General features: G+C 60.4%; 16 protein-coding genes. 7 read left to right on the forward strand and 9 right to left on the reverse strand.

Going from position 1 to position 19,698, the window contains the following annotated elements:
- Window positions 1-1,308: 1,308 nt before the first annotated feature.
- Window positions 1,309-2,127, reverse strand: coding sequence for a hypothetical protein (locus VGG51_05000; GenBank protein HEY1882379.1), 819 nt, complete (start codon window positions 2,125-2,127; stop codon window positions 1,309-1,311).
- A 96-nt stretch (window positions 2,128-2,223) separates the two neighbouring features.
- Window positions 2,224-2,514, reverse strand: coding sequence for a hypothetical protein (locus VGG51_05005; GenBank protein HEY1882380.1), 291 nt, complete (start codon window positions 2,512-2,514; stop codon window positions 2,224-2,226).
- A gap of 441 nt (window positions 2,515-2,955) precedes the next feature.
- On the opposite strand from VGG51_05005, the gene VGG51_05010 reads away from it, so the two are divergent.
- Genes VGG51_05010 through VGG51_05020 form a run of 3 tightly spaced genes read left to right on the forward strand, consistent with a single transcriptional unit; the run spans window position 2,956 to window position 5,122 of the window.
- The gene (locus VGG51_05010; protein HEY1882381.1) at window positions 2,956-3,777 is read left to right on the forward strand and encodes a hypothetical protein; all 822 of its coding nucleotides are present in this window, start codon (window positions 2,956-2,958) and stop codon (window positions 3,775-3,777) included.
- Between the two features lie 47 nt (window positions 3,778-3,824).
- A complete protein-coding gene (locus VGG51_05015) occupies window positions 3,825-4,421 on the forward strand; it encodes a glycosyl hydrolase family 28-related protein (protein ID HEY1882382.1) in 597 nt (198 codons plus the stop codon).
- A complete protein-coding gene (locus tag VGG51_05020) occupies window positions 4,418-5,122 on the forward strand; it encodes a hypothetical protein (protein HEY1882383.1) in 705 nt (234 codons plus the stop codon). Before VGG51_05015 ends, VGG51_05020 begins: the two co-directional genes overlap by 4 nt.
- Before the next feature lie 346 nt (window positions 5,123-5,468).
- On the opposite strand, the gene VGG51_05025 is transcribed toward VGG51_05020, so the two are convergent.
- The 4 genes from VGG51_05025 to VGG51_05040 form a co-directional block, all read right to left on the reverse strand.
- Window positions 5,469-6,734, reverse strand: coding sequence for an alkaline phosphatase family protein (locus VGG51_05025; protein HEY1882384.1), 1,266 nt, complete (start codon window positions 6,732-6,734; stop codon window positions 5,469-5,471).
- Between the two features lie 262 nt (window positions 6,735-6,996).
- Window positions 6,997-8,382 carry a tetratricopeptide repeat protein gene (locus tag VGG51_05030; GenBank protein HEY1882385.1) on the reverse strand — a complete coding sequence of 462 codons (1,386 nt, stop codon included), beginning with the start codon at window positions 8,380-8,382 and terminating at the stop codon, window positions 6,997-6,999.
- A gap of 65 nt (window positions 8,383-8,447) precedes the next feature.
- Window positions 8,448-8,780: a hypothetical protein gene (locus tag VGG51_05035; protein ID HEY1882386.1), complete on the reverse strand. Its 333-nt coding sequence runs from the start codon at window positions 8,778-8,780 to the stop codon at window positions 8,448-8,450.
- Between the two features lies 1 nt (window position 8,781).
- Entirely contained in the window at window positions 8,782-9,048 is a 267-nt protein-coding gene (locus VGG51_05040; protein ID HEY1882387.1) for a PadR family transcriptional regulator, read from the reverse strand.
- Between the two features lie 214 nt (window positions 9,049-9,262).
- Between VGG51_05040 and VGG51_05045 the strand changes: the two genes are divergently transcribed.
- Window positions 9,263-9,478 carry a hypothetical protein gene (locus VGG51_05045; protein HEY1882388.1) on the forward strand — a complete coding sequence of 72 codons (216 nt, stop codon included), beginning with the start codon at window positions 9,263-9,265 and terminating at the stop codon, window positions 9,476-9,478.
- A gap of 195 nt (window positions 9,479-9,673) precedes the next feature.
- On the opposite strand, the gene VGG51_05050 is transcribed toward VGG51_05045, so the two are convergent.
- Complete coding sequence (locus tag VGG51_05050; protein ID HEY1882389.1) at window positions 9,674-10,378, reverse strand: HD domain-containing protein; 705 nt, start codon at window positions 10,376-10,378, stop codon at window positions 9,674-9,676.
- Between the two features lie 2 nt (window positions 10,379-10,380).
- Window positions 10,381-10,887 carry a hypothetical protein gene (locus tag VGG51_05055; GenBank protein ID HEY1882390.1) on the reverse strand — a complete coding sequence of 169 codons (507 nt, stop codon included), beginning with the start codon at window positions 10,885-10,887 and terminating at the stop codon, window positions 10,381-10,383.
- Window positions 10,888-11,051: 164 nt separating this feature from the next.
- On the opposite strand from VGG51_05055, the gene VGG51_05060 reads away from it, so the two are divergent.
- Entirely contained in the window at window positions 11,052-11,849 is a 798-nt protein-coding gene (locus VGG51_05060) for a tetratricopeptide repeat protein (protein HEY1882391.1), read from the forward strand.
- On the opposite strand, the gene VGG51_05065 is transcribed toward VGG51_05060, so the two are convergent.
- The gene (locus VGG51_05065; GenBank protein ID HEY1882392.1) at window positions 11,829-13,571 is read right to left on the reverse strand and encodes a hypothetical protein; all 1,743 of its coding nucleotides are present in this window, start codon (window positions 13,569-13,571) and stop codon (window positions 11,829-11,831) included. The two genes, VGG51_05060 and VGG51_05065, sit on opposite strands and share 21 nt — an antisense overlap.
- Window positions 13,572-13,830: 259 nt before the next feature.
- Between VGG51_05065 and VGG51_05070 the strand changes: the two genes are divergently transcribed.
- Both VGG51_05070 and VGG51_05075 read left to right on the forward strand, forming a co-directional pair.
- On the forward strand, window positions 13,831-17,892 hold the full coding sequence (locus VGG51_05070; GenBank protein ID HEY1882393.1) for a TonB-dependent receptor: 4,062 nt from the start codon (window positions 13,831-13,833) through the stop codon (window positions 17,890-17,892).
- A 222-nt stretch (window positions 17,893-18,114) separates the two neighbouring features.
- Window positions 18,115-19,638 carry an arylsulfatase gene (locus tag VGG51_05075; GenBank protein HEY1882394.1) on the forward strand — a complete coding sequence of 508 codons (1,524 nt, stop codon included), beginning with the start codon at window positions 18,115-18,117 and terminating at the stop codon, window positions 19,636-19,638.
- Window positions 19,639-19,698 lie beyond the last annotated feature (60 nt).

Genomic DNA, 19,698 nt, shown 5'->3' on the forward strand with positions numbered 1-19,698 from the left:
ACGAGCATTCAACTAGTTGAACTAAGCCCTCGAAGGTTCTGCCGCTTATCTTTGCGATGACCGGCCATGCCCAGTTACTCGCATATACCGCTACGGTGTCTCGCGTAGGCAGTTCCCTTCCTAAAAGTGTCGCGATCGTCGTAGCGGCTGCGACGGCCTGATCTGCGTTTGTGAGTTGCGACGGCGGTACACGCCAATCTAGGTAATGCCGCACGTTGTTTGCAGTGTGGCGAAATATCGTTCCGAGATCTATCCCGTTCACACCCGCAGTAACCGGCGCACGTTGGGGAATCCGCCGGTAAAACGTACGCAACTCCTTGAACATTAAGTCAAAGAAAATGACGACTGCCGTCGCAAATGCGTCACGCGCTCCCCGCGCTCTACCGTCCTGATCGAAGAAGTCCGAGAGCGCCTGAACCTCTTCGTCGGTAAGCCGGTCAAGTCTGACGGGCGGAAATAGGGGCTGCGCCTCGTTTGCGTCCCTGGCACGGTCGAAAAGTAGCCGGAGCGTTTCCTGCTGCGCGTAAAGCTGCTCGCGTGCTCGCCTTTGCACGACTTCGAAAAGCTGAGCCTCGTACTCTTCGGTCCCCACTTAAAGCGTAAACCTAGGGGGAGCAGCGAGGAACACTATAACGGCACCAGGGGCCTTGCTTTGACACCCATCGCGTTCGCGAAATGGAGAACTGCACTGTTTAACGTGGGAGCCAAGTCCATCTGCATGTCGAGAGCCTCCTGTTTCTCCACTTCTCCAAACCCGGCGAGTCTGGCAAGCGTAGCGACGGTCGGACGCAGGAAAGCCAGATGCTCCACCGTCCAACGCTCCTCTTCCGACATACGATCGAGGTCTAGCGGATTCAGCGAGGTTATTTTCCTATCAGCATCGCGAAAGAAATCTAGACCCGCTCTGCTAAAGCCAAGCCGTTGGGGGAAAAGTTCGTCGTAGAATGTGAAGACGACGTAGTTGGTCTCTGGTTTACTTCATTGGCAAGCCGGTAGCAGAATAAAACTAGCCACGCAATGAAGTCCGCCAGAGCCTTGAGAGCGTCTTGAGGGAAGGCTCGAACTTGCTCCGCGCGCTCCTGGCTTAGTTTCCCAAGCCAAATATGAAAAACGACCGCCGGCGAATCGACTAGCGCCGCACAGAAACTTGTCCTCGTCGCGTTCCATTCCAGGCCCCGTAGAAATGCTCGTTTCGACTTCGCTTTAAGTAACTCGTCGGGGCCGTGTAACGCTTGCAACACAATCGGGTCGAAATTCTGGCGCACAAAAGAGGGGTTCGGTGCCCGCCCCCCGGTTCCATCGCGGCATTCACGCCTGCATCAGCGCAGCGTGCTCCTCGCCGTAGGTGCGGTGGTCATAGGGCGTTTGCTTGTAGCCTTTGGCATAGATAGGCGCTTCGGCGCGGTTGGCGATCTGGGCCGGCGAGTTGACGAAGTACACTTTGCCGGTGGTAACGTCCACATGGCCGATGAGGAGCGAGCATTCAGTGACGATCGTTCCGCCCGCTTCACGGAGGCGCACACAGAAGCTAATGTCCTCTGACGCGAGCGTGTTAGGGTCTGCGACCTTGTCGCCCGCGAGCGTCTCTCGGAAGGCTGTGCGGCGCTTAAACGGCTCGTCGCCCATGAGATTTAGAAAGTCGCGGCGGACTAGAAACCAATGTGCGCCCGTGAATCGTAGTTTGGTGAGTTCTCCTGGCGCGTACTTGAGCGGGAAGTAGTAACCATAAAGCTTTCCTCCTGCGCCGTCGGTCTTGGTCTCCATGGTCACGGCTACGGCGTCGGAGTAAGGCTCGCGCTTCGAGTAAACTCCGGCGACCATTGTGACCCACTCGTTCTCTTCGAGAGCCTTGACGGCACGATCGACTCTACCGACAGGCCACCATGCGTCATCGTCTACCCAGAGGACGTACTGAGGGTCGAAGTCGAGTGCGGTTGCGTCTAGTTCGCGCGCTTCTCTGGCGAGTTGGTTGCGGGCTCCTACGACGGGCTCGCCCACAACGGTTAGCAGGCGGTGCGGGTACCCGTCGAGGTGCTCTCGGGTACAGGATTCAGTTTCGATCGAAATGGCGCCGCGTGTTGGCATGCAGATAATAAGGCCGAGCGGTTTAGGGTCGGTGGGCATCATGGGGTCTCCTTGCGGTGATAGGCTGGCGTTAAGGCCCTCCGGGACTTGCGAGTGTAGCTTTGGGTGCTACACTTGCCCGGCGGACCGTCCGTGGTTCTAGAAAGTTGGTAAAATGTCGAACACACAATCGGTGAGGACGAACAAATAGAAGGCGCCGATTCGGTTCTTAAGCGTTGGTGGCGCCGCTTCCAGCGAGGTCTCTCGTTTCCGCCTGGTGCGTTCAAAGACGAGCAGTTTGAGGACCTTGTCGCAACGCTTGTTACAGGCGCCACAGTCGAGGGAATGCTTTGGCTCGGCATTCAGTTTTGCGGATACTTTGTTGAAGAAGGCAGCAAGAAAACTATAACGCGCTTGGCAAACTGATTCAAGAGGGTGTGCAGCGTACACTTATTTCGACTGATTTAGGGACCTTGCTCCGAGCATTTGCCGATATACGCAATGACTTCGCGCACGATATAGACTATCGACTGAGTGAGGGCGATATCGACGCCCTTGCTTCGTTGCTGCCTGAGACCGCTAAGGCAACTATCGCGGCGACTTTAGAAAAGGAAGTCGAACCTTCGCACGGATTTGTTATGAGCTGAGTGTTGTTTTTATGCTGAACCCCGCACATTTCCTAGGTAAACTGAGTTATCTGAACGAGCGGAGTCGTAGGTTAGCCGCTCGAACTCTCAAGCAGAAACCGAGCGACACGAGACTTATGGAAGGTTATAGATGAACGGACGACGCTGGCGTCATGCTACCTACGCCGCTTTTACTGCTATGCTCCTCACAGGCTGCGGCTCTTTGGCGCCGAGTGCGAATAGCACGGCTCCTCAGCGAGCGCAAGTGGACGCTCGCACTGGCTCGTGGATGTTGTTGGACGCAAAGAAAGACGCGCTGCTCTATATCTCCACGGCCGGTGGCTACGTGTACGTCTATAGCTACCCGGCGAATACGTTGGTGGGGCAACTTAGCGGCTTCATCAGTCCAGAGGGGCTGTGTTCCGACAAAGCGGGGCATATCTTTGTCACCGATAGCTACCTCCAGGAGGTTTCTGAGTTCGCGCACGGTGACACACAACCGATTGCGATGTTTACGCAATCGAGCCAAGATTGGCACCCGATTAGCTGCTCGGTAGACCCTGGAACTAAGAACCTCGCCGTTCAGCCGGACGGTACTCACAGTCTCTATATTTTTAAGCATGAGGGCTCCGGAGCTACTATTTACAACAATCCGTACGGCTACGGCTATTTGGGCGGGACGTACGATGGAAGTGGAAACTTCTTCATGCGTGGCACTCCTAATCACATCGCAGAACTTCCGAAGGGCACGTCTACATTCACGAACATCAAACTTTCGCGCCATATCGACCCTACTGAGGGCTTCGCCTGGGACGGCAAATATCTGTCCATAACGAACGGCAACACTTCTGCTATTATCGACTACCGTATCCACGTTCATCGAACCGTCGGGACCGTTGTAAGCGCCTCCAGTCTAAAGGGTGCAGAACTCGTTCGGCAGTTCACGATATACAAGAGCCGCTTCATTGGTCCGGACCAGTTCGCTTCGCAAGTCACCTTTTGGAAGTATCCTCGCTTTGGCAATGCTATCGGAGCAATCACAGGACTCACGGAACCTATAGGCTCGGCTCTCAGCGTTGGCCGCTGAGACAAACTCTTTATAGGGATGTTTTACTAAGCTGAAAGGCGAAACGTATGTATTACGACTCTCTCCCCGTATTCAACGTTATGGACCACGGCGCAGTCGGGGACGGCGCTACGGATGATACCGCTGCGATACAAAACACCATAGCGATGATTCCTGGCCCGGTCGGCTTAAAGCAGGGCGGCGGCATCGTCTTCTTTCCTGAAGGCACGTATCTTATTTCGGCGCCTCTGCGGCTACTCCAGGCATATACCGCAATCACAGGACACAGCAAAGGCGCCAGCGTTATTAGACTCGACCAGCAACATTGGAGCGGAGCGCTCTCGCCGGTTGACACTTCGAAATCTTACATGCTTGACAAGAATCACAGCTCCGTTACTGACTGTACGATTAGCGATTTGACGTTCGATGGTCAGGCGCAAAATGCCCCAGCGGACGGTACATCCAAAACACAGAGCGGCATTCTTGTATTATCAAGAGACATTATATCTAGAGTCAACTTGTACGACATTTGGGGATACGGCCTCTTTATTTTTGGAGATTCGGGCGAATATGCCATGAGACTTGTTTACGATCGAATCGGCGCCCTGACTTTTGAAGCGGTAGACGCCGCGTACGAGGGTAGGCATGGTATGATGCGCGAATGAAACGACTGTTTGGCGCAGCCTTCGGCTCCGGGAGAAAAGCGCATACGCCTGAACAGATCATGCAAAGGCTCTCAGCAATCGCAGTGAACCCTGCTTCGCACCCGTCTTTTACGCAGCGTAATGCGTTCGTGCGAGCTTACACGGTTGCGCTCGGTATCACGGTACCCGAGCACGTGGCGAGAGCGGCCTTCCCGGGCGATGCATACCCGCCTTGGAGAGGCTCCGTATGTCGCAAGGACTTCGCGATCTTCCTCGATCTAGCGGCTGTCCTCGCGTGGCGGCAGTGTCTTGGGGCTTTTAACGATCTCGGCGGCATTTTCGATGACGAGCATATCGAAGCAGGACGTGAGAGCCTTATGGCGATCGCTGGTGAAGTATTCCCGGTCTCCGATCGAGCAGCTATACTCATGAGGCGTTACGACAGGTATGAGAGTGACGATAACGCGACGCGCGAGTTCTTCGCAGGCACGCCTCTTGCAGACGTTGGGACTGCGGAGCGTCCAGCACATCTTACGCATTTGGAAATACACGCATGGATGGTCAACGAAACCTTGGGCGAGCCCGCGCTCTATCTTAGCCCTCCATTCGACACCTTCAAGCTCACTGACTATCTCGCTAACCTGGAGACTGCTGCGACCCTTTACTTCAAAGAGAGGGCTCTCGATCTGCTTGGAAAGCACCTGGATGCGGGACTCCCGTAGAGGCCGAAAGTTGTCCCCCGGGTCCAGGGACAACCCTTTCGTTGTCCCCGAGAAAATCTGCGAAAAAACCTTATAAAATAAGTCCTGAGCAGGGCTTATATTGTTTCGTAAACAATAGGTCGCCGGTTCAAGTCCGGCCGTCGGCTCCAGACCGAAGCCCTTACGGCGTAAGGGTGTTTGCTTTGGGGCTGTAACACGCGCGCTTCCTTCCTCGGGTGCATGGCGATCGCCGCCGCCGGCCCTCCGGGACGCAGCAGCGGCTATATAGACTATATATCTGTAACGTCGTTCGGGACGTACTGTGACCCAAACCAAGCTGCGGCGCCCCGAGGCTGACCGGCGCCTGCTACTCCGTATCGGGCGGGCGCGGATCGAGCGGTTGCCGCAGAAAGTCTCCGACTCCGTGCGGCGACGGTATCGTCGTAAAGCTTCGCGGCGGCCGCGCGAAATCGAAGCAGCCTGCCGCAATGGGATTGGCGCGCGTGTCGCTTGCCGAGAGTCGCGGCAGGCTCCATTGATCCTCGATGAATTTGAGAATGCTGCCGTGTTCGTAACGCACATGCGAGACGCAACCCGCTTTGGCGTACGCCGAAACGATCAGCAGCGGAACTCGAATGCCCAGCCCATCGTAGTCAACCATGCCGGGCGCAACGTGATCGTACCAACCGCCGTAGTCGTCCCAGAAAATGAAGACAACGGTCGAATCCCAATACTTCGACTCGCCGATCGCATTGACTAGCGATGCCACCCAAGCGGGGCCGGTATTTGAATGACACCCGGCGTGATCGGAGTTCCGGCAGGTTGGAGTTACCCAGCTTACGGCCGGCAAAACACCGTTTGCGACGTCCCTGAAAAACCGCGTCTGCGGCCTGATAACGTCCTTGCTCCAGTCGGGGCCCTTATAGATATGCTCGATGGCTTGATAGGCGCTCCACGTACCGCCCCCGCCGGTTACCGTGGAGGTGTAGTAACGCCATGTAACTCCCGCCTTGTCGAGCTCGTCGCCGAGGGTCCGGTTATTGAAGCATGGGGCGACGCTCTTCCCGATCGTCCTTTGCTGAGTCACCGTCGGAATCGTAGATGGCCCTTCGCAGCCCCACGGACCGATGGGAAAGTTGACGGTCGAACTGGCTTGAGCCGCGATGATGTATTGGTGAGAGACGAAGCTGCTCGAATCGAAGTTCGAGGGAAACATCTCATCTGCAAAGACGTAGTGTTCGCCAATGAAGAAATATGGTTTGGTCTCGGAGCGCGGCACGTAGCTGTACGGAGGGTTTGCGTTGGGGCACTTCGGATAGCCCGGCTTCCCACATTCCCAGGATTCTCTGTCGAAACCGTCCATCTTGCAGTCCGTCCCGGGGTATACGCCCTGGCCGTCGCACGACGCTAGGAAACTCGTGGAATCGTGCTGGAAATCCCACGCTGCCTCGAGCGGAACGGGCTTCAGCGTGATTTTTTCCCCGAGCCGGTTGAAACCGTACGGCCGCGTGCGCGCACCTGGGAACCCCGCAAATAGATTGTCGACCGAGCGGTTCTCCTGGATCACGACGACGACGTGGTGGATCTGACGATAGTGCGTCGCCGGCAGCTCTGCTAGCCCACCGACGGGCACCGGCTGCGCGTTACTTCCAGCTCCACCGCAGGCAGACAGCACGAGCCCCAAAGCCGCGATCGTCACGCTGGTTGGCGGGCGAAACCGTGCGCGAGAGCGGCGATTATGACCCATAGCTGCGGCGATAGTTCGGGGCAGCGCTTAGCGCCGCCTCGGCAGGTGCGAGCGCCGGCGGACGAACGCGCTTACGTCATCGAAAAGCGAGAACTACGAGCCAGTAGCCGACAAAACAGAGCGCTGTACTCAACATCGTTTCGAATGCCTAGAGGACCAGACCGGTTTTCATGAGGAGCGTGCGGTAGCGCTGCGTTGCGGCGACGGCCGCAAACCACGGGAGGCTCTTTAAGAAGGGCAGCGTCGATTCGTGCTGCTCGTAGGCGGCTTCGAGGTAGGCCATTGCCTCTTCCACGCGGCCGAGCCCCGCAGCGACGATCGCAAGATTCCAACTGACGACGTAATCGGTACGCGCCATCATCAGCAGCGTTTCGAAGACCTGTTCCGACCGCTGGGTTTCACCCATGTCGGCATGGGCCCGAGCAAGCATCGGCAGGCGGAAGCTGAGATCCTCCGAGCGTTCCTGCGGAAGCAGCAGCAAATCGGCCATGGCCTTCTCCGGGTCGCCGGCAAGCAGGTGCGCCTGCGCGCGGTACCGTCGCGCGATGTAAAAGGTGTCATCGGTCTCGAGCAGGCTCGTCATGATCGCGATGGCGTTGGAATAATCGCGGGAGTGCAGCATCACGCGGGCGAGCAGCAGCTGCAGCGGAAGCGACGACGGTTCCATCATGAGCGCACATTCTGCTTGCGCGAGCGCGTCGTGGTATCGACCGGTGCAGACGTAGAGCCAGGCAGCGTTGTTGCGAACGAACGTCGATCCGGGATTTAAGCGAATCGCCAGGTCGATCTCCTCTTGGGCGCCCTTCCAATCCCAGTCGCAGAAGCAGAGGAGGCCGGAGCGTACGGCGTGCGCGACGGCCGAGGTCGGGTCGATGGCGAGTGCGCGCGCGATCGCCTTCTTCGCAAGCGGAAACGAGAGACCCGGCGGTGCGTGCCAGTACTCGGCGAGCAGGGCGCGCGAACGCGCGAGCCCGATCAGCGCGGGGACGTAGTTCGGATTCGAGCGCAACGCGGCGTCGAAGAACTCGATCGCGCGTTTGATCGCCGGCGCCGTCCGCTGCTCGATGAAGAAGCTGCCCTGACAGTAGTTCCGAAACGGATCGACGCCGCTGCGCAGCAGCGCGTCGCCGATCGTCGCCGCGTCGGGAATCGGCTCCTCGCGAGCGATCGGCATCTCGACGACCTGCAGCGCGAAACGATATCCGCCGGAGACCGAGAGAATATAGGAATGATCGCGCGCCCGTTCGCCGAGCAGACGGCGCAGCATGTAGACGTGCTGCGCGAGGTTGCCGTCGGTGACGGCATCTTGCTGCCATATCCTCTCCGCCAGCCGCTCCTTGGTGACGAGGCCGCCGTTGGCCGCGACGAGTTCGCTCAGCAGAACCGCCAGACGCTCGGGGATCGGTGTGACCTCCTCCCCGCGAAAGAGCAGGCGCCGTGCCGGGTCGAACCGGCAGTCGCCAAAACCGTACGCGTAAGATCCGGCCCGCGGCCGAGGCTCCTCGATCAACCCAACGACGCTCACTGCCCTCACATCTCCTAAATCTTTAGTTGAATGATAAACGGTGTTGCGCATGGTGTCAACTAATTATTTAAGGGCTAGCCTAAAGCACAGGGTGACTTCGATTTGCTCACCCGGAGTGTGGGGGGAAGGCAGGTCGCCAGGAGGCCGACTGCGGGCTTGGCCATCGTGATCGCGGTCTGAATCTCGTATCTGGGTTGCCCCCAGAGCATAGCCGCGAAAATGGCCAGAACTCCCAGGCTTATCAGGACCGGGCGCCGGCGTGAGGTCACGATGCTGCCGGCGACGTCGGCGATCACCGACGGCGAGGCGGGCAGATCGACGAGCAACGCTTCGAACTCTTCGGCGTAGCGTGATTTCCATTCGGCGGAGTGCATCTGCGCGAGCACCCGGGCAACGCGTGCCTCCATCCTACGTCGCGAGTCCTTGGAGCATCATCTGATACTCCCGCAGTTCGCTCATCTGCTCGGCGAAGGCGCGGCGGCCGGCGGCGGTAATGCGGTACGGACGCCGGCCGCGCTCTTCGAGGGCTCTCCCCTCAATGAATCCCAGTCCTTCCAACCGGGAAATCGCACCGTAGAGCGTGCCCGGACCGAGCCTCTTTCCGGTATGCGCTTCGACGTCGGCGATGATCGCGTACCCGTGCTTGGTACCCGCGGAGAGCGATGCCAAGATCAAAAGCGCGGGCTCGGTGAAACGACTAGCGCTCGCTTGTGCGGACGTTCTCTCATTACGTGCCACGTAATATATCGTACCACGTAATATTGGAGTGGGCAATACCAGGTCTTTAGCGGCGGAGCAAGCGGCAAGAGCAATCCTCGCGAGCGGCTTTGTTGAGGGTACCACCGGCTGCTTGCGATTGTTTCGCGCGGCGGCTTACCGGCGTCCAACCATGCTGGTCGATTGTGCGCCGGCGTATAACGTGCCGGCCGCGTCGACGAGCCGCGCCTCGCCGACCACGATCGTCTGCCCCGCGTGGATCACCTCGGCCTTCACCTGCATCGTGCCGGTCCTCGCAAGGATCGGGCGAAAGAAACCGCACGTCGAGATCGAGCGTCATCACGCCCGTCGCGTCGCCTTCGAGAACCGATATCGATACGAGCCCTAACGCAATATCCAAGACGGTGCTCGCAAATCCACCCTGGGCGACGCCGAACGGATTCTCATGGCGCGTCTTGGGCGTCGCCCGGCCGCGGACGCTGCCGGCGGCAACCTCATCGAGCACGAAGTCGACGTGTTCGGCCATCGGCATCGCAGCGGCGCCGAGCAGCGAACGGACGAAGGCAAGACCATCCACCGCGGGTCACGCATACCCGGCGAACGGATCGGTCTTGACCTCGTCGCAAAAGTTCTCGAGATGGAAGCCGGGCACCATACGGTAGCCGACGTCGACGACAAAACAGTTTCCGGTCGCCTGCGGCTTACGTTGGGCGACCGCCGCAACCGCCTGCAGAAAGGCGGGGACGAAGTTGGTACGAGGGGCCGCCTTCAATACGGCGACGACATCGTCGCGCGCCAGCGCACCGAGCGACGCGCCGAAGTCCGCCGAAACGCCCGCGTTGACGAGCACGACTTCGTTCGATTTCCAGCGTGCGAGGCTCCCTTGATCGTGCAAGGCGATCGCATCCCAAATCGTTTCCGCGCGTGTCGTGGGGAGCCCGTGCCGTTTCGCGAGGTCGCGCGCGAGGTTCGCGCCGTCGACCTCGAAGCGGCGGCTCGGGCTCATGTAGGTTGCGCTGAGCCCCGCGTCGTGCAGGATCGAGGCCACGTACACGCTTTCGGCGTCGTGTTCGATTTTGTCCGCGCGCGCGATGAGCTCCGCGAACAGAAATGTACGCAACGAGTGATTGAAGATTTCGGCCGGCTCGGCGGCGAGCGCGGTCGAGGTAGCCTCTAGTGCAAGCGGCGTATCCACGATGGCGACGCCGGCAACGCTTTTCGGCAGGCCCTGCGCAGGGGTGATCGCCGCAACCGCGCAGCAGGCATTGAGAAACTCGGATCTATTCACGGCTACGATTGTAGCATTTCGCCGAAATCAAATCTTATCAAAGTTTGCAGATGAAACTCCGGCAGTCGTTCGGGCGTCAATCGTAATAGATGCTCCCGCAGGCTCGGCTCTTTCGGTTCGGTGAGTTTTGCTTTGACCCCATGCGCCGCGTACTCTTGCGCGGTTCGAGTGTTACCCCCGTCGCGGAACGCTTGGCGCTCATCCTCACGCAGCTGCTTGCAGCCGGCGGGCGCGTCGTGAGCAAAGAGACGCTGGCGGTTACGGTCTGGCCGAACGATGCGGTGAGCGATGGAAATCTCGTTCAGCACATCTATCTGCTGCGGCGCCTCTTCGGCGAAAAGACTAAGGACCGCTCGCACATTCTCTGCGTTCCGCGCACCGGCTATCGCTTCGCCGTCCCGGTCGAAGTGATGGAGCCGTCGCTGAACGAGACGTTTACGACCGACGCCGCGAGCCTTGGTGCGATCGTCTCCGGAGAACAATTCGAACCGTTCCGCGCCTACTGCCAAGGAAGCTATTTCCTGGAGCAGCGAACGGCGCCCGCGATTCGCCGGGCGGCGGAGTTTTTCGAAAGCTCCTTACAATCGAATCGAGATTATGTGCCCTCGCTGATCGGCCTCGCGCGCGCGCGTCAGTTCCTGGGCACCTATTGGCACGTGCCGCCCAATCTCACGTGCCGCCCAATCTCACGTTTCCGGCGGCGCTCGAGGCCGTCGAAAAGGCGCTGGCGATCGATCCGGCGAGCGCCGTCGCGCACGCCGTGCGCTCCGGGCTGCTTTGCTTCTGGAAGTGGGATTGGGAGAGCGCTTGTCGCGAGTCGGAGCTCGCAATACGGCTCAATCCGGGCTCGACCTTCGTTCGCACCAACGCGGCCTGGGTGCACGTCTGCACCGGGCGCTTCGAGCGGGCGCTGCTCGAAGCGCAGCTCGCCCTTACGCTCGAGCCGTCGTCGCTCTCCCTGCAGCTGCTCGTTGCGCGGGTGCTCCTTCATTCGGGAAGGTATGCCGAAGCGATCGCATTGATGTCGAACATTCTGGAGACGAGCCCGGCGTTCTATATCGCGCGCCGGTATCGCGCGCAAGCCTACCTGCTCGACGCGCAGCCCGAAAAGGCGATCGGGGATTTGGAGCTTCTGCCCCAAGAGCAAAGCGAAGATCCGAGTTTTCGTCTGCCGATGCTCGGCCGCGCCTACGCCGATGCGGGAGAGAGCCGGCGAGCCGCAGAGGTTTTCGGCGTGCTGGAGAGCCTCGCCCAGACGGGATACGTCGTCTGCTGGAATCTCGCCATCGTGGCCTGCGGCTTGCGGCGCTACGCCGACGCCCTCTCGTATCTCGAAACGGCCTGCGAGCGGCACGAGTCGACGCTGGCGTTCTTGAAGAGCCTGCCGTGGTTTGTCGCGATTGCGGGAGACGCGCGCTTCAAGCGCATCGTGGAACGCGTCGAGGCCGGCTCACCCGACCAAGAATCGTAACGGGTTGGCGCGTACCGTCGCGTGCCGTTCGACCTCATGCAAGGCCTCGTCGAGGCGGTATTGCACCTTCGAACGTTCGCCGAAACCCACGACGGCCTGCATGACGGTGGCAATCAGCTCCGAAGCGCTCGCGGCAAAGTAGCCGAGGGCGTGGGCAAACGCCGGAGCTTCGTCGATGAGGGCGGCCGCGGCTTCGGCCGCTCCGCGCGGCCGAGCGGGCGCGTCAAGCAGCCTCACGACCAGGTTTCGCAGAAAAGCGTTCGCAGCCGGCGCCTCACTGCGGCCGCCGTCGCGCAACGGCGGTATGGCGGCGATCAGGCCGTCGTACAGCATGTCGACGAAATCGGCGGGGGCCGTTGCGAGTCTCAGCGTCGCGGCCAGCGGCGTCGCCTCCAGCGCAAAGAGATCGAGTACTGCGGAACGGTCGCGGGTCGGGAGCGCGAGAGCGAGCGCGCGCAGATACCACATTCGGCGCTCTTTGCCGCCAAGCAGCGCACCGATGGTCGCGGCCGCTCGCGCCGCGAGCGTTTGGTAGCCGCGGACGCTTGCGACTCGGAACGAATCCCGCGCGAAACTCTTCGCGCGCGCCGCGTCGCCGGCCATCGCGAGATGGCGCGCGAGCTCGACGTCGAGCGCAATGCGATCCCAGGCGGGCGCGGCGAGCAATCCGGCATCGTTCGGAGCCGCCCACGGTATGCCCAGGCGCAGGCGCGCGCGCGCGACGAGCGTTTGGCACTTGTACGCATTGAAGTGGCGCCCGCGCAAAACCAAATATGCGGCCGACGCAAAACGCTCCGCCAGCGCGTCGTCGCCCTGCGCGAACGCGAGCTCGCCGCGCAGCATGCTCGCGCAGACCGGCTCGAACGCCGCGAAGCTCGCAACGCCTTTTCGATCGATCGCGTCGAGCTGGGCGCCGGCTTCTTGTAGACACCCTCGGCGAAGCGACGACTCCGCTTGCGCGAGCAGCGCCCGCAAAAGCCACGACGGACGTTCGCCCGCTAGACGCTTCAGATTGCGCGAGACGGCCTCGAGCGTGCGGGCGTTGCCGCCGTGACGCGCTCGCAGCAGGGCAAGCGTCTCCAACTCGAAGCGAGTCTCCGCGCTGCCCGTGGCGGCGAAGGCGAGCTGCGACTGCGCGCCCGGACCGGCGTCGAGTCCGGCGATCTGCCGCGCCTGCGCGGCGAAGACGGCGTAGAGCGCCGGATCGACGTAATGCTCGAGATCGGTAAGCCGCTCGTCAAAGGCGCCCATCTCGACACGCTCGCGAATCGCGAGCGAAAGCAGTTCGCCGATTGCGTCGAGCGGCTGCAGGACCGAGCCCGCCTCTTCGGGAGGCGCCGTAGGCGCCGACCATCGGACGATTCGCCGGATGTGCGCGGCCAAAATCGTGACCGCCTTCGCGCGCCGCCGCAGCAGATGGCGTCGCGAAACGCGCAGTGCGTCGGGCAGGTCGGTTTCGGGTGTTCCCTCCACTGGGGCGTGCAGCAGCGCGCGCAATCGCGACTCTCCCGAGCGTTGCGCAAACGCGCCGTCGATCGCGCGGATCAGCGCGTGCTTTGCGTTCGGGATGCCGGTTGCGTGGCAGAGCGCTTGCGCCAGCGGGCTCGTCGCCAAAAAGAACGGGTCGCCGGAGCGGCGCAACAATCGCCGGACCTCGGCTTCGAAGCGCGGCTGAGGCGCCGCGTACGATCCATACATCGACAGCAGCGGCAACGTCGCCATGCATGCGAGTATAAACCCAGGCAGGCACCCGCGTCATCAACGATTCATCAACGCTAGCCGGCCGGCATGGCGTAATTCGTTTCATTGTTTTTGATGGCGTTTGATAATTCGCTGCGCGCGTCATCGTTTAAGAGTGACTGCGGTGCTGACACTTTACTCAGCTTTATAGGAAGCAGGTTTGGAAGGCTGAAGGCGCGTGCGTGTGCGGCTAATGTTCCGCATTAACACACGTAACGTTGCACTGGAGGAAACCACACGCATGAAACGATTTTCGTTGCCGCGTACGCTGGTTGCCGCGCTGACGTTGCTCGGGTTCTTCGCCTGCCAGGAAACATGGGCACTGGCCGGCGTGACGGGCAATATCGCGGGGACGATCAAGGATACGAACGGCACACCGATCGCCGGAGCACAAGTGCAGGCCGTTTCGCCTTCGCAGAGCAAAAGCGCCACGACCGACGCAGCCGGGCACTTCGTCATTCTCTCGCTCGCGCCGGACACCTATACGCTCAATCTCACCAAAGCCGGCTATCAAGCGGCGTCCTTTCCCGGCGTCGTGGTCTTCGCGGATCAGAGCCAGCAGGTCGCGTACACGCTAAGCAAAGCGCTCGTGACCATCGGCCGCGTAACCGCGCAGTCCGGCTCCTCGCTGGTGAAGTCGGGCGTTGGAAGCGATCTCTATAGCGTCAACGCGGCGCAAGCCGCGGCAGCGGCCTCGCTCGGCGGCGGCGGCAATCTCAACAACGCCTATTCGGCGCTGGCGTCGGTTCCCGGCGTGCAGACGTCGCAAGGCGGCATCGGCTGGAATTTCAACGCGACCTACGTTCGCGGTCAGAACTCCTACTACACGGGATACGAATACGACGGCATCCCGGTTAATCGTGCCTTCGATAACTACAACTCGTCGACGGAGTCGAGCCTCGGGCTTTCCGAGCTGCAAGTCTACACCGGCGGCGGCCCGGCGTCGGTCGCTTCGGCCGGAACTTCCGGGTTTATCAACCAAGTGATCAAGACGGGCGCGTACCCGGGATTTGCCACCGCGAATCTCGGTATCGGCTCGCCGGTGTTCTACCATCAAGCGTCCGTAGAAATTGGAGGCTCGACGCCGGATCGCACCTTCAGCTACTACGTTGGCCTCTTAGGCTACAATCAGGACTACCGTCTCTTCGACAACTCCAACGGCGCCGGCTACATGACGCCCGGCGGAATATTCTCAGGCAACACGCTGGGCGCAGGCATCGGTTACGGTTTCGGGAGCGATCAGCTCCTAAGCGTCGGCGCTCAGTGCCTTTCGAGCACCTGCCAGGGAGTCAAACCGGTTTGTCCGCTCGTAGGAGCGAAGTTCGATATCCCGCAGCAGGGTTGCTGGCAGTTCTATAGCGGCACCACCGGGAGCCCTTCTCAGATCAGCGATCGTGAGGACGTGATCAACCTGCACATGGGAATCCCGAAGGCCAATGGACTGCGCGATGACGTGCAGTTTCTCTGGAGCGCATCGGCACTCAACAACTATTTCTACCAGAGCCAAAACGACATCGGCCCGGGTAACAGTCAGTTCATTCAATCGTACTTCGGAACGACGGCGCGAGGCCCGGCAAGATGCGGCCCGCTCCAAGTCGGCCCAGGCCTTACCGTCAACGGGTGCTCGAGCATGACCAACTTTAACGGTATAAGCCCATGCTATCCGAACTGCGGACAGATCGGGTCGCTCTTGCCCTTATTCGGTTCGCAAGCCGTGTGCAATCCGCGTAGCCCGGCAGCGCAGCTCGGCTGCGCATTTACCTATCTTCCTTATGCGGACAACGTCGCCTATAACGTGCCGTTCGGTACGCCGATTGCGACGAGCGCCACGAACGTAAAGGCTCCGGGCGTCTACACGGCACCGAACACTCCGGCGCATCCGTTTGGCGGCCCGATTCCGGCCAACGACGAGAATCTCAACACCATTCTCAACGATACGGGCATCACGAAGCTGCAATACACCTATGCCCTAAGCCAATCCGCGTATCTCCGCGCGTACGGATATACGTTCTACTCCGACTGGCTGCAAGACGACCCGACCTACGGATCGAGCGACGCATGGCTGCCTTCCCCCGTGGCGGCGCAATACACCCTCATCACTCACACCTCGGGAGGCGCGCTGGATTTTCAGGATCAGATCAACGACCAGAACCTTATCAGCATCGGCGGCAACTACACGACTGCAAGCGTCAACCGCTTTAGCAACAATTCGGCCTACGCCGGTTGCACGATACAGGGCTTTAACTATTCCAATTCCTGTTCGCCCATCGGGTATATGGCTAAGAGCGGCGCCGGTTATCGCTGCTTCGATCCGACGAGCGGCAAGCCGGTACCCTGTTTGGCATTACCCGCCGGTGCTACCTACTGTGTAGTTACCGGCAGCCAGTGCGCGACTCAAGCTCCAACCTGGACGAGCCTTGCGGCATCGGGCCCAGCGGGATTCGCTCCCAAGGGAAGCGCCGCAGTCAAGGCCGGCGCGACGTGGGACAGCCTCTGGCAAGGCAACGCGACCGGCTCGCTCAATACCGTCAAGCCGGAATTCACGAACGCATCGATATCCGATCAGTTCAGGCCGAGCGACCGATTTTTGTTCAACGCATCAATTCGTTACGACAATTTCACCTATCAACTCCCCGACTCGGCGGGACCGGCCGATGCCTTCTACGCGAACATGACGGCGAACTATACGTGCGTCCTCGCAGCGAACAATGAGGTTCTGGTTCAACCGCTGCCTCCGGGCGCGGTGCCGCCTGCCGCGGCGCAGTACGTGGAAGGGGACTGCAATAAAGCGGCAGCGCTGCATCCGAACGGCCCGCATACCGGCTGGGTCCATCCCAACGGAACGACCCAGGACGGCGTCGCGGCGCCGAATTTCACCGCTTCATCGCCCAGCTCGTACAGCCTCAACTACTGGCAGCCGCGTTTCTCGATGACCTACACGCAGTCGCCCGACGTCGTGTGGCGTCTATCGGCCGGCCGCTTCACCCAGCCGCCGATCTCGGCGTCGGTCCAGTACCTCAGCTCGTCGGGCGACGACCGGTCGGTCTGGAACAACACGATGAATCTCGGCTTCTATTCACCATTTCACCCGATTCCCGGAATCTCGTCAGGGCAGTACGATCTCTCTTACGAGCAGCATTTCCGCGGAACCGACATGAGCTTTAAGCTTACGCCATTTTACACTTGGGTTTCGGGATGGCAGCAGCAGACGTTCATCGGCTCCGGCTTCGTGACGCAAGTCCCCGTCGGCGTCAATCGTAATGAGGGCTTCGAGTTCCAGTTCAACAAAGGCGATTTCAGTCGTAACGGCCTCTCCGGCCAGTTCGCCTTCACCTACACTGACTCGAAGGTGCTGTTCCAGAACGTCGGGCTCAGTACGGGTGGAACGATCCCCAGCACGCTCACCGTGCTCAATCAGGTGATTGCGAACTACAATTCGTTGACCAAGATGGGTGGCGGCAGCCCCTGTTACCGCGCCGGCGACCGGGTGAAGTGTTCCGCGAAGCCGGTCACGATCGATGGGACGACCTACGATGCGATCCTCAATCCCTACTATAATCAGTCGCCGCAGGGACTTCTCAACACGGGCGCTTGGTACAATCCCTACAGCACGGCCATCGCGCCGAGCCTCAACGGGCTGCTGGGCAGCTACATCGCCCCCTTTGTCTCGTCGCTCATCCTCAACTGGCGGCACGACAAGCTCGCAATTACACCGAGCTTCACGTTCCAAAACGGCGGCTTCTACGGGACCCCGCTGGACGAGACCGGCATGGATCCCCGCGCCTGTACGCTAAACTCGCGCGCGACCGGTATCACGAAGGTGTCACCGCACACCAATCCGCTGCAGTGCAACTATCTCACGATGAGCGGCCTCGGCACGGGCCAGTTCGCGTATCTCTACATCCCCGATCCGCAGACCGGCTCGTTCTACTACGACAATCTGCATCAGCCGGGTCAAATCGTCGGCAACCTGCAGGTCTCCTACGATGTTAGTCCGCGGATCAAGCTGACGATCCTTGGCGCTTCGCTCTTCCATGCGTGCTTCGGCGGATCGGCCGAACCGTGGACGGCGGCAAATCCGCCCAGCAACGTGATTTGCGGATATACCGCTGCAGGCGGTTCGCTCAACAGCACGCTGTATCCGGCGAACTTCTATAACGGCACCGGCATCAACGACTTTGCCGCCAACAAAGCGCGAACGCCGTTTACCCAGAGCTACTTGCCGAGCAACCTCACCTCGGGTGCAATCGGCGGCGGCGTTCCGCCGATCAATGTCTACTTCAACGCGCAGGTCAAAATCTAACACCGAACAGACGTATGGGGTAGCAGGAAAGCGAGGAGGGGCCGAACACGGCCCCTCCTCGTACTGTCAATAAGTCTTCGCCTTCCTTAAGCAGGCAGGCGGGAGCGGGCCGAATTTTCCGGGTTTGCGCTTTTCGGATTGCTCACGATTTGGGCTCTTGTTACGCTTGAGGCCGGTCTAATTTCACAACCACAGCGTTTGATAATTTCAGGAGGCTGTTTTATGCCCGGTCAGTCACAGCCGAACATCGTCGCCATCATGGCCGACGACATTGGCTGGTTTAACGTTGGGGCCTACCATCAGGGAATCATGGCGAGCCGGACTCCGAACCTCGACCGTCTCGCGTCCGAAGGAATGCGCTTTACCGACTACTATGCGGAAGCGAGCTGTACCGCGGGCCGCGCAAACTTCATCACCGGCGAACTGCCGATTCGAACCGGGCTTACGACCGTGGGTCAGGCCGGCGCGCAGATCGGCATGCCCGACGAGGCGCCGACGATTGCCACGGCGCTCAAGTCGATGGGTTACGCCACCGGCCAGTTCGGCAAGAACCACCTCGGCGATCTCAATCGCTTCTTGCCGACGGTACACGGGTTCGACGAATTTTTCGGCTACCTCTATCACCTTGACGCGATGGAGGACCCGGCCCATCCAAACTATCCTCAAGAACTTAAAGACAAGATCGGCCCGCGCAACCTGCTCCACAGCTGGGCGACCGACACCGACGACGCGACCGTAGAGCCGCGCTGGGGTAAAGTCGGCAAGCAGAAGATCGAAGACTGCGGCCCGCTCTATCCCCAACGGATGGAGACGGTCGACGACGAGATCCTCGACTGCACGCTCAAGTTCATCGACAAGGCCAAGACGGAGAACAAGCCGTTCTTCGTTTGGCTCAATCCGACGCGTATGCACGTGGTGACCCATCTCTCCGAAAAATACCAGAAGATGCGCACGCCGGAGAACGGCTGGTCAGAATCCGAAGCCGGCATGGCGCAGCTCGACGACATCGTCGGCGGCGTTCTCCAGAAGCTCAAGGATGAAGGGCTCGAAGGCGACACGATCGTCATGTTCACCACCGACAACGGTGCGGAGAACTTCACCTGGCCCGACGGTGGGCAAACGCCGTTTGCCGGCGGTAAGGGCACCGTTCTCGAAGGCGGCTTCCGAGCACCGTGTATCGTACGCTGGCCCGGCAAAGTCCCGGCCGGGAAGGTCGTTAACGACATCTTCTCCGGACTCGATTGGTTCCCAACGCTCTGCGCGGCCGCGGGGGATCCGAACATCGTCGAGGAGCTCAAGGCCGGTAAACAGCTCGGCGAGCGAACCTATAAGGTCCACCTCGACGGCTACAATCAGATGGATCTGATCACCGGCTCAGGGCCGTCGAAGCGTCGCGAGATCTTCTATTTCGCGGAAGGAACGCTGGGAGCAGTACGTGTCGGCGACTATAAGTACCGCTTCATCGACCAGCCCGGCGGCTGGCTCGGCGGAACGGTGAAGGTCGACTGGCCGATGCTTACCAATCTCCGGCTCGATCCGTTCGAGCGAACCGGAATCGCCGGATCGCTGAACTACTACCATTTCTTCGTCTACCAGTTCTGGCGCTTCGTACTCGTGCAAGAGGTGGTGGCGAAGGCGGCGCAATCCGCGGTCGAGTTCCCGCCGATGCAGCCGGGTGCATCGTTCAACCTCGAAGCGGTGAAGGAGCAGATCGCCAAAGCGATAGCCGCGCACTCAGGCTCGTAGAAAACCGAAAGCGCGTGCCCTGGGCTCGTCCGCGCGACCGGCTCAGGGACCGCGCCGGCG

The organism is Candidatus Cybelea sp. (assembly GCA_036489315.1).
Lineage (GTDB): Bacteria > Vulcanimicrobiota > Vulcanimicrobiia > Vulcanimicrobiales > Vulcanimicrobiaceae > Cybelea.

Coding starts and splice junctions, on each gene's coding strand:
- VGG51_05000 (HEY1882379.1), bottom strand. CDS start 2,127: ATGATGCCCACCGACCCTAAACCGCTCGGCCTTATTATCTGCATGCCA.
- VGG51_05015 (HEY1882382.1), top strand. CDS start 3,825: ATGTATTACGACTCTCTCCCCGTATTCAACGTTATGGACCACGGCGCA.
- VGG51_05020 (HEY1882383.1), top strand. CDS start 4,418: ATGAAACGACTGTTTGGCGCAGCCTTCGGCTCCGGGAGAAAAGCGCAT.
- VGG51_05035 (HEY1882386.1), bottom strand. CDS start 8,780: ATGGAGGCACGCGTTGCCCGGGTGCTCGCGCAGATGCACTCCGCCGAA.
- VGG51_05045 (HEY1882388.1), top strand. CDS start 9,263: ATGCTGGTCGATTGTGCGCCGGCGTATAACGTGCCGGCCGCGTCGACG.
- VGG51_05065 (HEY1882392.1), bottom strand. CDS start 13,571: ATGGCGACGTTGCCGCTGCTGTCGATGTATGGATCGTACGCGGCGCCT.
- VGG51_05070 (HEY1882393.1), top strand. CDS start 13,831: ATGAAACGATTTTCGTTGCCGCGTACGCTGGTTGCCGCGCTGACGTTG.
- VGG51_05075 (HEY1882394.1), top strand. CDS start 18,115: ATGCCCGGTCAGTCACAGCCGAACATCGTCGCCATCATGGCCGACGAC.